The sequence below is a fragment of the Leifsonia sp. 21MFCrub1.1 genome, from assembly GCF_900107895.1.
GTDB classification, from domain to species: Bacteria; Actinomycetota; Actinomycetes; order Actinomycetales; family Microbacteriaceae; genus Leifsonia; species Leifsonia soli.
The window spans coordinates 3,145,956-3,159,861 of sequence record NZ_LT629867.1 but is presented as its reverse complement, the minus strand read 5'-3'; the positions used below and the strand labels follow the sequence as shown (position 1 = coordinate 3,159,861).

6 protein-coding genes are annotated in these 13,906 nt (G+C 69.4%); 3 read left to right on the top strand and 3 right to left on the bottom strand.

The window, feature by feature from the left end; all coding sequences use genetic code 11:
* Nucleotides 1–276 precede the first annotated feature (276 nt).
* Nucleotides 277–2,451, top strand: a complete 2,175-nt coding sequence (gene secA2 / locus BLW09_RS14925; RefSeq protein ID WP_197682023.1) for an accessory Sec system translocase SecA2 — start codon at nucleotides 277–279, stop codon at nucleotides 2,449–2,451.
* A 303-nt stretch (nucleotides 2,452–2,754) separates the two neighbouring features.
* Here secA2 and BLW09_RS14920 read toward each other — a convergent pair whose 3' ends face one another.
* The gene (locus BLW09_RS14920) at nucleotides 2,755–9,480 is read right to left on the bottom strand and encodes a DUF7507 domain-containing protein (protein WP_089914392.1); all 6,726 of its coding nucleotides are present in this window, start codon (nucleotides 9,478–9,480) and stop codon (nucleotides 2,755–2,757) included.
* 167 nt (nucleotides 9,481–9,647) lie between these two features.
* Between BLW09_RS14920 and BLW09_RS14915 the strand changes: the two genes are divergently transcribed.
* Nucleotides 9,648–10,154 carry a DUF6153 family protein gene (locus BLW09_RS14915; protein WP_157696947.1) on the top strand — a complete coding sequence of 169 codons (507 nt, stop codon included), beginning with the start codon at nucleotides 9,648–9,650 and terminating at the stop codon, nucleotides 10,152–10,154.
* Between the two features lie 93 nt (nucleotides 10,155–10,247).
* Nucleotides 10,248–10,841 (top strand): DUF305 domain-containing protein, encoded by a 594-nt coding sequence (locus tag BLW09_RS14910; RefSeq protein WP_089914384.1) that lies wholly within the window; start codon nucleotides 10,248–10,250, stop codon nucleotides 10,839–10,841.
* 257 nt (nucleotides 10,842–11,098) lie between these two features.
* Here BLW09_RS14910 and BLW09_RS14905 read toward each other — a convergent pair whose 3' ends face one another.
* Nucleotides 11,099–11,617: a hypothetical protein gene (locus tag BLW09_RS14905; RefSeq protein ID WP_089914380.1), complete on the bottom strand. Its 519-nt coding sequence runs from the start codon at nucleotides 11,615–11,617 to the stop codon at nucleotides 11,099–11,101.
* A 73-nt stretch (nucleotides 11,618–11,690) separates the two neighbouring features.
* Nucleotides 11,691–13,805 (bottom strand): RICIN domain-containing protein, encoded by a 2,115-nt coding sequence (locus BLW09_RS14900; RefSeq protein ID WP_231946885.1) that lies wholly within the window; start codon nucleotides 13,803–13,805, stop codon nucleotides 11,691–11,693.
* Nucleotides 13,806–13,906 lie beyond the last annotated feature (101 nt).

The window sequence follows — 13,906 nt, the reverse complement described above, 5'->3', positions numbered from 1 at the left end:
ATTGGGACGCGTCCCGCCCGGTGACGAGCCCGGACGGGGAGGCGTCGAACGTGGGGTCGGTTCGGGCCGACCGGCTGCGGCGAGCTCGTTTGCGCGTCGGAGCCCGGTCGGAGACGATAGCGAGTCTGGTGTCAGGGGGTGGTTGTGGGTCTGCGTGATGGTGTCAGGCGGTACTTCGGTGTGGATGGCACGGTCCGGTTCCGTCGTCATCGTGCGCTGGTGGGCGATCTCCGTTCGCTCGTGGCGCCGTCCTCTCCGGATGAGGTGGATGCTTCCGTGAGTCGGCTGCGCTCGTGTTCCGGCGAGTGGGGGAGGGCGGAGCAGCGGGAGTTCTGCCGGGTGGCGCGGGCTGTCGCACGGGCCGCTCTGGGGATCGACCTGTTCGACAGCCAGCTGGTGGGGGCGTTGGCGCTTCTGGATGGGCACGTGGTGCAGATGGGGACCGGCGAAGGGAAGACGGTGACCGGGGCGGTCGCGGCTGCCGGTTACGCGCTGCAGGGGCGGTCGGTGCAGCTGTTCTCTGTCAATGACTATCTGGCCCGTCGGGATGCCGAGTGGATGTCGCCGTTCTACCGGGGGTTCGGGGTCGGCGTCGGTTGGATCGGGGAGGGCGAGGGGCGGGAGCAGCGCCGGGCCGCGTACGCCGCGGACGTGACGTATGTGCCGGTCACCGAGGCGGGCTTCGATGTGCTGCGGGACCGGTTTCGCACAGAACCGGAAGATGTGGAGCTGTTCGTCCCCGATGTGGTGATCGTCGATGAGGCTGACGCGGTCCTGATCGATGAGGCCTCGACGCCGTTGGTCCTCGCCGGCGGGGGGACCGCGGGTGTTTCGCAACGAGAGGCGGCGCAACTCGTACGCACCCTCGTGGCTGGAGTCGACTATGAAGTGGATGCGGATGGCCGGAATGTGGCCTTGACCGACCGGGGTGTGGATGGGGTCGAGGCTGCTCTCGGCGAGGTCAATCTGTTCGACGCCGCTGGGCATGACCACCTCACGACGATCAACGTCGCGTTGCACGCGCAGGCGCTGCTGCACCGTGATGTGGACTACATCGTCCGCGATGGGCTGATCCAGCTGGTCAATGCCTCTCGGGGGAGGATCGCCCGGTTGCAGCGGTGGCCGGACGGACTGCACGCGGCCGTTGAGGCGAAGGAAGATCTGGAGAGCTCGACTGTCAGCGAGATCCTCGACTCGATCACGATCCAGGCGCTCGTCGGCCGGTACCGGACGGTGTGCGGCATGTCCGGGACGGCGCTGCCCGTTGCCGAGCAGCTGGCTGACCGGTACGGAGTTCGCACCGGCGAGGTCGGTCCGCACCGGCCGGTGATCCGGGAGGACCTCCCGGATCGGGCGCACCCCGACGCTCCGTCGCAGCTGCGGGCGGCGCTCGAGTACATCGTCGCCGAGCATCGGTCCGGGCGTCCGCTCCTGGTCGGCACCGGCAGTGTCGCCGAGTCGGAGCAGGTCGCTGAGGAGCTGGAACGGTGCGGACTCGACGCGGTGGTGCTCAACGCGAAGAACGACGCGGACGAGGCGGCGATCATCGCCCGCGCCGGCGAACACGGGAGGATCACGATCTCCACCCAGATGGCCGGACGGGGGACCGACATCAGGCTCGGCGGAGCCGATGGAAGCGACGCGGAACGCGTCATCGCCGCCGGCGGGCTCTGCGTCATCGGGATCGGCCGCTACGACAGCCGCCGACTCGATGACCAGCTGCGGGGCCGTGCCGGTCGACAGGGCGACCCCGGAACGAGCGTCTTCTTCACCAGCCTCGACGACGACCTGGTGCGCCGCCACCTGCCGGGATTCTCACCGTCCCTGCGGAAGGCCTACGGCTCCCCGTTCACCACCGACATGGCCACGGAACTCGTCGACCATGCCCAGCGTCTCGCGGAAGGGCTCCAGCATCGATCGCACCGGAACACCCTCGCGTTCTCCGAAGTTCCCACCGAGCAACGGCACGCCGTCCTCCGGCTCCGCACCGAGGTGCTGTCCGCTGAGCGAGACGATCTCCTCCTGAACGGCGAGGCACGAACCGCCGTCGACGCCCTGCTCGGCCGGTTCGACCGCCATCGCATCCACGCTGCCGTCCGGGAGATCAGCCTGCACCACCTCGACCAGTACTGGATCGAGCACCTCGACATGCTCACCGCGGCCCGCGAGGGGATCCATCTGCGCTCCCTGGCCCGCGACAACCCGCTCGACGAGTACAACAGGATCGCCTACCGGTCATTCGAGGGTTTCGCCGGCCGCGTCACGGACGCCATCGCAGCGACCCTCGCCCACGCTGCCGCTCGGGGAACCCTCGACCCCGAACCCCTCGGCCTGCGCAGACCGTCCACCACCTGGACCTACATGGTCATCGAGGACCCGTTCGGCTCCCCGGAGCAACGCTTCGGGAACCTCCTCCTCAACGCCCTCCGCCTAGCCGGCCCCGAAAGCTGACGCCCGCAGCATGCCCGACGAGAGCGCTTCACCCACCACCGCCGGGGTGCGCTGCCGTACTCGGCGTCGACGTCGCACAGCGCCTCCAGGAGTCCATCCAGCGCTGGCCCGAACGGGACGCGTAACAGCAGCCCCGCGCCGTCTAAGCCCACCACGGCGAAACTATTCATGAGGCCCTCGACCGCCTCGAGAAGATCATCGTCGACGCCAAGCAGCTGCCTGCAGGCGAGTAGCAGCAGGCAGGGGCGGCCGCGGGTTCCCCGGTTCGCCGATACCGTGTCGGAGGGCAGCGCTCCCGCTCTGTCAGCTGGTCCGCCGGCGGCGTCGGCGCCCTCCGATGATGGCCCGGGCTCCGAGAAGGAGGAGCAGGGCGCTGCCGAGAAGCAGGCCGGTCTGGTCTCCGGCGCCGGTGTCGGGCAGCGCGTCCGGACCCGGGGCAGCCGGCGCAGCCGGGGCGGCAGGCGGGCCCGGCGGGATCACCGGCGGGATCGGCGTGGTTCCCTCGTCCGTGATCTCGCCCAGGTAGTGCGATGGGTCGGTGTCGGATACCTGCATTCCGGGGGTGGTCGCCCCGTCGGCATCCACCACCTCGGGGCCTATCGCGGTGACGGTGCCCGTGTTGACGTAGGCACCGGCGACCGCCGTGCCGGTGGCGACACAGTCGAAAGCGTCGCCGGGGTCGAGCGGCCCGGGGATGACGTTGCTTCCCGTTCCGCCGCAGTCGATGCGGGAGGCGTCGACCCGGTCGTCCGTCACGGTGACCTCGGTCACGGGAGCGTTCCCGGTGTTCGTCACCGTGTAGGTCCACCGCACCGGGGCGCCTTCGGCGATCGCGGGTCCTGGCGCGTCGTCCGCGTCGAGGCCGTTGGTCGCCTTCTCGATATCGATCGCCGGGGCGACGCCGAGGTAGTGCGACAGGTCCTCATCGGACGCGTCCGCACCAGGCACCGGGTTCCCGTCCACGTTCGTCGTCGCGGGTCCGGTTCCGGTCACGCTGCCGGTGTTCTCGTACTGGCCGAGGGTGGCCGTGCCGTTCGCGACACAGCTGAACGTCGCGTCGGGCGCGAGCGGTCCGGGGATGACGTTGCTTCCCGTGCCGTCGCAGTCGATCCCCGAAGCCGGTACCCGATCGTCGGTGACGGTCACATCGGTGAGCGGCACGGTTCCGGTGTTGGTCACGACATAGGTCCAGCGCACGGGGTCTCCTGTGGCGATGGCCGGGCCGGGGGCGGTGTCCGCATCCTGGGTGTTCGTGGCCTTCTCGATGTCGACCTGCGGCTGGATGCCGAGATAGTGGGAGAGGTCCTCGTCCGTCACCTCAGCGCCCGGGACCGGGAGCCCGTCGACGTCGGTGGTGGGCGGCGCGGTGCCGGTCACACGGCCGGTGTTCTCGTATTGCCCGAGGACGGCCGTTCCCGTGGCGACGCAGGTGAATGAATCATCGGGGGCGAGCGGTCCGGGGATGACGTTGCTCCCCGTGCCGTCGCAGTTGATGCCCGACGCGGGAACGTGGTCGTCGGTCACCGTCACGTTCGTCAAGGGTGCGTTTCCCGTATTCCTCACGACATAGGTCCAGCGGACGGCGCCGCCGGCGGCGACGGTCGGGCCCGGCGCAGCGTCGACATCCAGGGTGTTCGTGGCCTTCTCGATGTCGACCTGCGGCTCGACGCCGTCGTACTGCGACAGGTCCTCGTGGGTCACCTGCTCCATCGCCGGGTCGAGCGCGCTGACCATCCCGAGGTTGACGTATCTGCCCTCCGTCGCGGTGCCGTCCGCGACGCAGGTGAACGACGCTCCCGGCGGAAGGGGCCCTGGGACGACATTCGAACCCGTGCCGCCGCAGTCGATGGCGGCAGCGTCCATCCGGTTGTCCGTGACGGTGACGTCCGTGAGGTCCACGGCGCCGGTGTTGGTCACCACGTACGTCCACCGCACGGGGCCGCCAACCGCCACAGTCGGGCCCGGGGGATCGTCCGCATCCTGGCCGTTCGTCGACTTCTTGATTTCGATGCCGGGTGCGGGCATCAGCGCGAGGTCGATGGTGTAGTTGCTGAACTCGTCGGGGATGAGCGGGTTCGCGAGGCCGAGGACGTCATCGCCGATCGCCCCGTTGGCGCCGACGAGGAAGCCCCGGCCGTCGCGGACGTAGGAGAGCGTCACCTGAGAACTGGTCAGGCCTGTCCAGCTGGGGACCGGCGTCTCGGTGTTGTTGTTGTCGCCGCGCTCGTTGATCGCGTTGGCAGCGCTGGAACCGGCCGTGCGCACCACCACGCCGGCGAGCGGTTCCCCCGGGTCGAACATGGCGGCCGGGATGTGCACCGTGTACGTTCCCGCCGGCAGCGCCTTCGACACCCAGCGGCCCACCGCATCGGTCGTCGCGGTCGAGACGACGTCCCCGGCCTCGTCGAGCACCTGGACGGTCACGCCGGGGATGCCCTGGTCGCCGCTGTCGAAGCGCCCGTCGCCGTTGCGGTCGAGCCACACCAGGTCGCCGACCGTGAAGCCCGGCATGATGACGTACGGCTCGTTGGAGAGCAGGGGCTGGTTCGGGAAGGTGCCCGAGTAGATCTCGGCGCGGTTCACGTACACGTTGTCGAGTTGGTCGCTCGTCGAGACCATCGGGATCTGGGCGCGCACACGCGTGCCGACACCGAGGGGACCGCTTGAGACGAAACGCACCGCCGTCACCGCACCGATGTCGGAGACCTCTCCGGCGGCCAGCCACAGGCCTCCGGGTGCTGCCGGGTCGGCGTTCGCGGGATCGCGGGGGTCCTGGCTGATGGTCGAGGGGTCCGCCGTCGAGTAGTACCAGAAGCCGCCCACGTTCCCCGTGGCACCGCGGACGTACGTCGGCGCGGCCAGCAGCCCGGTCAGCCGCGAGAGTCCGACGTAGTCCGAGGCGTACTGTCCGCGCGCCGAGCCGGACGCTGGATCGCCGTCGCCGTTCCAGGGCAGGACGTCGATCAGGTCCGTGGGCAGGAAGGAGATGACCGTGGAGGTGTTCGCCCAGTCCAGCGACCAGGTGTAGGTCTCGCCGCTCGCCACGAACGACTTGTCGACGTTCTTGACCAGGCCCAGCTGCCCGGAGCCGGTGGCCGTGGTGGTCGCGGTCGCCGTCGGGGCGTTCTCGGAGTTGTCCGCCCTCGCCTGCACCGAGTTGACGTAGGAGTCGCCGGGTTGCGCGACCGTCTCGAGCGTCGCACACAGCTGCAGAGCGGTCGCGCCCGTGCGGATCCAGTAGTTGGCGGCGGTGGCGGTGACATCCCCCAGAATGAAGGTCACCTCCCGCGTCGCCGCGTTGTAGTTCACCGTGACGCCTGCGGGCAGGCGCGCGTGCGTGCAGGCCGAGTTGTAGGTGAGGCCCTGCGGGATGGTGTCGACGAGCCGGATGTTCTGCATCACCGCGCCGACTTCGGCGTCGTTGATCCCGACGCTGAGGTTCCAGATCGCGTCCTGACCGGGCAGGTAGGTCGCCTGCCCGGCGGACTTGGCGACGATCAGGCGCATCCCCTGGTAGCGCACCTCTTTCTGCATGGTGGTCCATTGGTCTCCGCGGGGGCCGGTCGACCATCCGCCGACGTTGGAGAGCCGGACGCCGGTGGGCACCGGCTGACCCGCATCCGGTCCGCCGTTGTACACGCCGCGCGCTTTGAGCATCGTGCGCAGAGTCAGGGCGAACGCGGCGTGCTGGACGTAGTCGGTGGCACGGGGACGCATCCGCACCATGTTCACGGTGTCGCGCCAGTTCGGTCCGAACTGCGCGGGGTCGGTGACCCAGGGGCCGGCGTACTCGCGGCAGGAGGTGGCGTCCGCGACGAGCGATGTGCGGTCCACCGGGTACAGCCCGCCGGTCGGTGCCCCCGCCTGCGTGTCGACGGCATTGGAGCCGACGGCGTACTCGATGACGTAGTCGCTCGGCGTGATGCCCGTCGACGTCGACCATCCCAGCCGGTCCAGCTGGAACACCGACACGTCGAAGGCGTCGCACACCGTGGGGTTGTCGACCGGGAACCCGAGGCTGTCCGGTGCGCCGGGCGCCTGGACGCCGTTGGGCGGTCCGGATACCGCCCCGAGCTGGGGGAGGTCGGCGTACAGCCCGACGATCGATTGCACCTTGGTCCCGGAGGCGACCGTCGTGTTGTCCGCCCAGGCGTTGCCGGCCTCGGTGGCGTAGGACTTGTTCCCGCTGAGCGGCAGGTTGGCCGCGAGCTGCCGCGAGACATCCCGCCAGACCTGGGCTCCGTTCGCGTCGATCGCGGGCCAGGCGCCGGTGTTGTTCAGCAGGACGCCCTGCGGGATGTCCTCACCCGCGTTCGGGCCGCCGTTGTACCGCCAGCGCGACTGGAGCGGGAGGTACAGGCCGAGCGTGAACGGGCCGACTTCGACGTGCCCGGCGGTCACCGGCCGCACTCTGACCATGTTGACTTCGTCGCGCCAGTCGGCGCCGAATGCGGCCGCTGGGTCGCTGGACCACGGTCCGGGGGCGTCCCGGCACTGCCGCGCGTCGACGACGTTCGCCGTGTTGTCGAGACCGTTGCCCGTGCCGGTCTGGGTATCGACGGAGTTCGCCCCGACCGCGTACTCGATGACGTAGTCGTTGCGGTCGAAGCCCGGATTGGCCGGGTTGGCCTGGAGGTGCGGGTTGGGGTCGGCGCCGGTCACCGGCGCGAGCGGGTTGCCCGAGACGCGCCACACGGAGACGTCGAACACGTCGCACACCATCGGGTCGGTCACCGAGACCCGGTTCGTGCTGGCCGTCGTCCAGACGTGCGAGTTCACCACGTCGCCCAGCGAGAACTGGTTCCAGGCGGTCAGACCGCCGGCGATCCCTTCGTACTGCTTGTCGCCGTTCAGGGTGCCGCAGTCGCTGACCGTGCTGCGCACGCTGAACGTTCGAGTCGCGACATTGTTGCCCGACGCGGTCGTGCCGTCCCAGCCGGGCTCGAACCCCGTGTTGTTGATCAGCCACCCGTCCGCCCTCCAGTCTCCGCTGGGGTGCGCCTCGTTGCGCACGGTGAACGTCTCGTTCACGTTCGTGCGGCACGGATCGGGGATGGTCGGGGTGGGGATGAAGAACGTTCCGGTCCAGGTGTTCGTCCTCGTGTTGTTGCCGTTCGCGTTCGCGGTGAAGCTCATGTTCCATCCGCCGACCGGCTGGGCACCGGTCTGGCAGGTGGGCGTGCCGGTGTTGAAGTTGCCCGCACTTCCGGCGCAGGAGAGGAGCACCGCATCCGGGTACTCGGGCATCACGTCTTTCAGCGCGATGTTGTCGACGTTGACGCTGATGGGGTTGCCGTTGGACTCGTTGACCTGGAAGAAGAACTGCACAGAGAATCCCGGTGTCGGAGCCGTCGCCGGATCGTTGTCGAGATCCCGCGTCTGGAAGGCCGGTGTCCCGGTGTTGCTCTTGATCAGATCCCAGCGCGGCTCGGTCGTGGCGAAGGTGCGGTCCACCACGTTGTCGCCGCTGGCCGTGGTGCCGTCCCACCCGGGCTCATAGCCGGGCCCCGCGCTGTTCGGGGGATCGTTGAGCTGCCCGCCCACCAAGTGCCAGCCGTTGGTGTCCCGGATCTGGTTCTGCCACGCCACCGTTCCGGCCGGCGGCGCGTCCCCCGGCTGCCAGCCGGGATCGACGGACCGATAGGCGTCGGCGTTCGGAACGAAGACGCCGACCAGGATGCGCGTGTTCTCCTGGCGGGAATTCACGGGCTTCGACGCCGTCATGTTCCAGCCGGTCGTTCCGGCCGCCTGGTTGACCGGGCAGGTGACGGACCAGTCGGAGACGGCCGCGTCGTTCCCGGGGATCCGGGGCGAGCAGCTGAAGAGCACGGCGTTGGGGAACTTCGTCATGCGGTCGGTGAACGAGATCGGCCACTGCAGATCGGAGCCTCCGATCGCGCCCTTCACGTTGATGAGGTCGATCCAGTAGTACTGATCGAACCCGTGGGTGACGACACCGCCGATCGTGCGCGTCGCCCGGAGCGGGCCGTTCTGGGGGAACTTCTTCGCTTCCCACTGCGCCGTGCCGGTCACCTGCACCACGGGCCCGGACACGGTGTTCGAGGGCGCCGCGTCGTCCTGCCCGGTGTACGCGGATGCCGTCACCGATGCGAAGCCCGGAATCGGCGTGTCGTCGGCGAACCGGTAGACGAGCTGCACCGTGCTGACGTTCGACGACATCGATCCCAGGTTGCAGACCACGGTGATCGACCCGTTCGCGTTCGTCGTCGCCGACGACGGCGGGTTCGCCCCGTTGGCCGCGGCGAGGCACCCGGCCGGGAGCCCGTTCGTTCCCGGGCCGGCCAGCTGGAGCGTCGCATCGGCGGCATCGGAGGGGTCGTCCGGGTTCGACACCGGGGAGATGGTCAGCTCGATCACGACGTTCGGCACGGTCACCCCGGTCGGCAGCCCCGTCAGCGACACCGAATAGTTCTGACGCACCGTGTCGCCGACGCGCACGACGCAGTTGCCCGGACCCGTGTCGAGCCCGGGGCCGTCGGTGGCGTCCCACGGGGGCGTGCCGGTGGACGCGTACGTCTCGCAAGAGTCCGGAATCTGCAACCGGTCGGTCTCGAGCGTCGCGATCGGCTGCATCCCGGCATCCAGGTTGGCGACCTGCGTCGCCCCCGCGATCGTGAACGGCGCCGTCACACCGCGCTCCGGACTGCCGGTCGCCGGAACTTCGCTGCGGCGGAAGTCGTTCTGGCCGGTGGCGACGTCGGGGAACCGGAAGGCGCCGGGAGCGATCGCCCGCGCGAAATAGCTGCCGTCCGCGGCGTTGGCGAACGAGTACGTGCCGTTCGTCGCCGATGTCGTCGTCGCGACGACGTTTCCGGTCGTCGCAGAGACCAGCTGGATGGGTACTCCCGCCTTCACGCTCTCGTCCGGTGTGCGGACGCCGTCGCGGTTGACGTCCGCCCAGACCAGGCCGCTGACGAGGCTCCCCGCGGCCGCGGTGGCCGCGACGGGGGTCACGACGCCGGCGAGCAGGACGACGACGGCCACCGTCACGCACAGACGCTTGATCATGATCCCCCCGTCCGTTCCGGCCGGATGGCCGCCTACGGATCAGATGCGGGGGTAGGTTATGCCTCCGCCTAGGGCGCCCGACAGCAAGCTGTTTCGCCGGTGGACCGTGAGGAGGGAAACGCACAATGTCTTATGGTTTGAGGGTCCACCCAGCAGCGCACGCTAGCGTGGCGTCCGAGTTCCGGAGGGGAGGCAGCACAGTGATCGGACGGCATGCAACGCCGAGCTCGGTGTGGCCTCCGCTTCTTCTGCTGCTCGCGGTCGTCGGTGTGATCGTCGGGATTCTGGGGATGCACACGCTTGTCTCGGGTCCCGCTGATTCGATGTCTCCTCACGCCGCTCTCCACTCGGCTCTGGAAAGCGATCACCCCGGGGAGGAGTCCACGAAGGGCACCGATGCCGGCCGCGGCATGGCGATGGGATCGAGCACGGATCCGGGCATGGATGCGCACGCGCACTGCGCGGCGGGTGGATGCGGTCCCGGGCATGACATGTCGGCGATGCTGTGTTTCCTGGCGTTGCTCGCTACCGTTCTGCTCCTTCTCGCGCCGATCCTCATGCGCTCGCGCTGGGCGTTCTTCGCGGCCATCGCAGCACGGGCTCGTGAGGTCCCGCGGATCATCGCGCCCGCGTCTCCTCCGTCTCTTCACGTCCTCTCGATCAGTCGCACCTGAGTGCTGCCGCAGCGCTCCGGCCCCGGCCGGTGGCGCTGCTTCCGCATGCGCGGAAGCCCAGCCATCACTCCATTGCGAACGAAAGAGAAACTCATGAACACCAAGCTCATCGCTGCCGCCTGCGGCGCATTCCTCACCGTTGCCGTCCTTGCCGGTTGCAGCACTCCCTCCGGCGGCGCCCGTCAGGTGCCCGGGGCGGATGATGGCGGCGGATCGTCGTCTGCCACGTCGAGCACCCACAACGCGGCGGATGTCGCGTTCGCCATGAACATGGTCATGCACCATCAGCAGGCGATCGAGATGTCCGACATGCTTCTGGCGAAGCAGGGCGTCGATCCGCGAGTGGCGGAGCTCGCTTCGAAGATCAAGGACGCGCAAGGTCCGGAGATCGACACGATGAACAGCTGGCTTTCCGGATGGGGCCAGTCGTCGGACATGAGCGGCATGCACCACGGCGACGGCATGATGTCGCAGGCCGACATGACCGCGCTGCAGAACGCGACCGGTGCGGAGGCGGGATCGCTGTTCCTCACGCAGATGGTCGAACACCACGAGGGGGCCATCGACATGGCGAAGGCTGAGGTGCAGAACGGCAGGAACCCGGACGCCGTGGCGCTGGCGCATCGGATCGTGACCGACCAGACCGCGGAGATCGCCACCATGCAGAGCATGCTCGCCGGCGGCTGACCTCTCCGCCACCCATCAGCGCGGACACCGCCACGACCCCTACGCCGGGCCCGTCGTGGCGGTGTCCGCCCGAACTGCGCCCACCCGACGGCGGAAAACTGATGTCTATGCTCTTCGCCCCGGGGTGAGTCAAGGTGTGCGTGTCGGGCCTCGAATCTCGCTGCGTCGCCCGATCGTGTGGCCGGGTGACAACTGTCCTTCCCCCAGAGGGCGACCGGCCACACCCCACCTCTCGACAGACCCGGGACCGACCGAGGTCAGAGGATGCCGTCGAGCACCCGCATCGCCGTCTCCCGGGGCGTGAGGCGGCTCGTGTCCACGACGGGACCCGGGATGCGTGCCGCGTCGAGCACCGCATCCAGCTCTCCGAAGCGGTGGAGATGCCAGGCCGACGCCGCCTCGTCACCCCGATGCCGGGCGCGCAGCCGGGCCTCGCCGAGCGTCGGGTCGACGGTGAGGCGGACGACGGTGAGGGGGAGGCCGCCCAGGGCGTCGCGGTAGCGCGGCACCTCCGCGGCGTCCTCGATGACGCCGGGAATCACCAGGATCCGGGCGCCCGCAGCGCGATGGTTCGCGGCGACCGGCCGAAGGTTCGCGAGCTCCAGCGCGGAGTTGAACGGGTCGCCGTCCGGAGCGGGCCAGCCGGCCCGGAGCGCATCGAGGTCGATGATCGCGTGCGGGATGACGCGCTCGATCAGGAGCGCACTGACCGCATCCGCCGTCGTGCTCTTGCCGACGCCGACGGTGCCGTTGAGGAACAGGGCGTGGTCGCGCATGCCCTCAGTCAACCGCACGTGCGACCCGGAAGGGGCGACGGCGGCCCGATCGCCGTCGCCCCGGTCGGATGGACTACTGGATGCCCTCGCGCACCAGCCGCCACTGCTGCGTCGCGCTGCCGTCGGCGGTGCGCTGCTGCGCGAAGGCGCCGTCGGCCGTGGACGATCCGGCGATCTCGAGCGGCTTGCCGCTGTTGGCGTTGGTCAGCGTCCACCAGCCGCCCGAGGTGGCGGGGGACCACACCTGCGTGGCGTTGCCGGTCGGACCCCACTGGGCCGCTCGCACGCCGTCCGCTGTCTGGGCCCCGGGGATCTCGAGCAACTTTCCGCTGTTCGCGTTGAACAGCTGGAGGCCGTTCGACACCGGGTGCACGTTCCACACCTGGCAGGCGTTGCCCGTGTCGCCCCACTGGCCGGCGCCCGCGCCGTCCGCGAGCGAGGCGCTCGCGATCTCCAGGTACTTGCCGCTGTTGCGGTTCACGATGCGGAACTGCGGGTCGAGCGCGGTGCTCGGCTGGTAGAGCTGGATGGCGTCCAGCTCGGCGAACGAGGTCCCCTTCGTGAAGGCGATCGTGTTCGCGCCCGCGTTGAGCGTGACCGTCTTCTGCACCCAGCCGTAGCGTCCCCAGTTCACCGTCGCCGGGTAGCTGAGGGCGGATGCGGTGCCGCCGTTGACGCTGACGTTGTGCGTCGACGCCGCGCCCGTTCCGTTGTCGTAGCGGACGTTCATCGTGTAGCTGCCGGCCGCGGGGACGCGCACGGTGAACGTCACCGAGCTGGTCGTGTTGTTGATGTTGCCGACCTTGCTTCCGTTGGATGCATCCGGGTCCGTGACGAGCGAGGTGTCCGACGTGCGGGCGGCCTTCTCGGCCTCGTACTGCTGGGCGTCCAGCGGGATGGAGCCCACACGGATGTCGTTGTACGTGGTCGTTAGGTTCTCGACGTTGGTCGCCTGGTACAGCGTGCGGCCGTCCACCGAGTAGTCGATGCTCTGGGCGAACCCGCTGAAGGTTCCGCCCTCGGCATCCGGGCCGTCGTAGGTGACCGCCATCGGCAGCCGCTCCCACGGCCCGTCGCCCAGGTTGTAGTTGACGTAGAAGTTCTGACCGCCGTCGATGGTGCCCGCGGCATCCAGCGACCACTTCGACGCGACGACGACCATGCCCTTCGGGCCGCCGCCCGGTACCCACTTCACGTACGGCGACGAGCCGATGCCGCGACCGTTCGCGAGGGTGATCGGCGTCCCGATGCTGGTCGTCGGCGACCAGTTCAAGCCGTCGGGCGAGGTCTTGAAGTACACCGGGGCGGTGTTGTTGCTCTGCGACGGCCGGTTGACCACCTCGAACGTGGCGAGGTACCGCCCGTCCGGGAGCTTGGTGACGGTGATCATGCCGGGCCGGTCGGACTGGTTGTTCGGGGCCGACACGTTCGACTCGGCGCCCCAGGTGGCACCGCCGTCGGTGGACCGGCGGTACGACACCGCCTGCAGGACGCCGCTCGCCTTCTGCCGCTCATCGGAGAAGTACGCGACCAGTCCGCCCTGCCCGTCGATGGCGAGCGACGGCTCCCAGACGGTCGAGGTGGTGGAGGTCGGGCTGGGGTCGTAGACGGCCGGGCCGCCCGTGTCGATGGTGCTCAGATACGACCACGACGTGCCCTGGTTCGTGCTCTTGTAGACGACAAGGCGGCTGCTCGAGCGGTCCTCCGGCATGATCATGCCGGCCAGCAGGATGGTGCCGGCGGCCAGCCCGCCCGTCGCCTGCGAGACCTCGAACAGGAAGGGCTGCGAGGTGCGGGTCAGCGTCGGGAAGGTCGCGCTCGGCACCACGTCGGTGACGTGCGTCCAGCTCGACCCGTCGTTCGTGCTGCGGTAGATCGGGTAGACCTGCACGCCGTTCACGAGCACGAGCTGGTCGTAGGTGACGAGCTGGGTGCCGTTCGACGCCCCGCTGTTCTTCAGGACGATGTTCTTCGCGTAGGTGGTGCCCGCCGCGCGTCCGCCCTCCGGGTTGAAGGACGTGCCGGCCGCCGGCGAGTAGACGAGCGAGCCGTTGCCGGTCGTCACGGCGGAGGCGGGAGCGGCCGTCAGCGTCGCCGCGACGAGGGCGCCGGCGACGGCGCCGGCCGCGACGATGGCCCGGAGCCGTCGCCGCGGCGACGAGCCCGATGTGGTGCGTGATGGAAACATGTCGGTTCCTTCTCTCACTGGAGACCCGTCCGCGGGCGCGGGCGGGCCGTCACGACGTCGGGCTCGTCGTCACGTGTCGGTCAGCTCAGCAGGTCGTCACC

Bases quoted from the DNA above. Each gene is read 5' to 3' on its own strand.
- BLW09_RS14920 (WP_089914392.1), bottom strand. From the start codon at position 9,480: ATGATCAAGCGTCTGTGCGTGACGGTGGCCGTCGTCGTCCTGCTCGCC.
- BLW09_RS14910 (WP_089914384.1), top strand. From the start codon at position 10,248: ATGAACACCAAGCTCATCGCTGCCGCCTGCGGCGCATTCCTCACCGTT.
- BLW09_RS14905 (WP_089914380.1), bottom strand. From the start codon at position 11,617: ATGCGCGACCACGCCCTGTTCCTCAACGGCACCGTCGGCGTCGGCAAG.
- BLW09_RS14900 (WP_231946885.1), bottom strand. From the start codon at position 13,805: ATGTTTCCATCACGCACCACATCGGGCTCGTCGCCGCGGCGACGGCTC.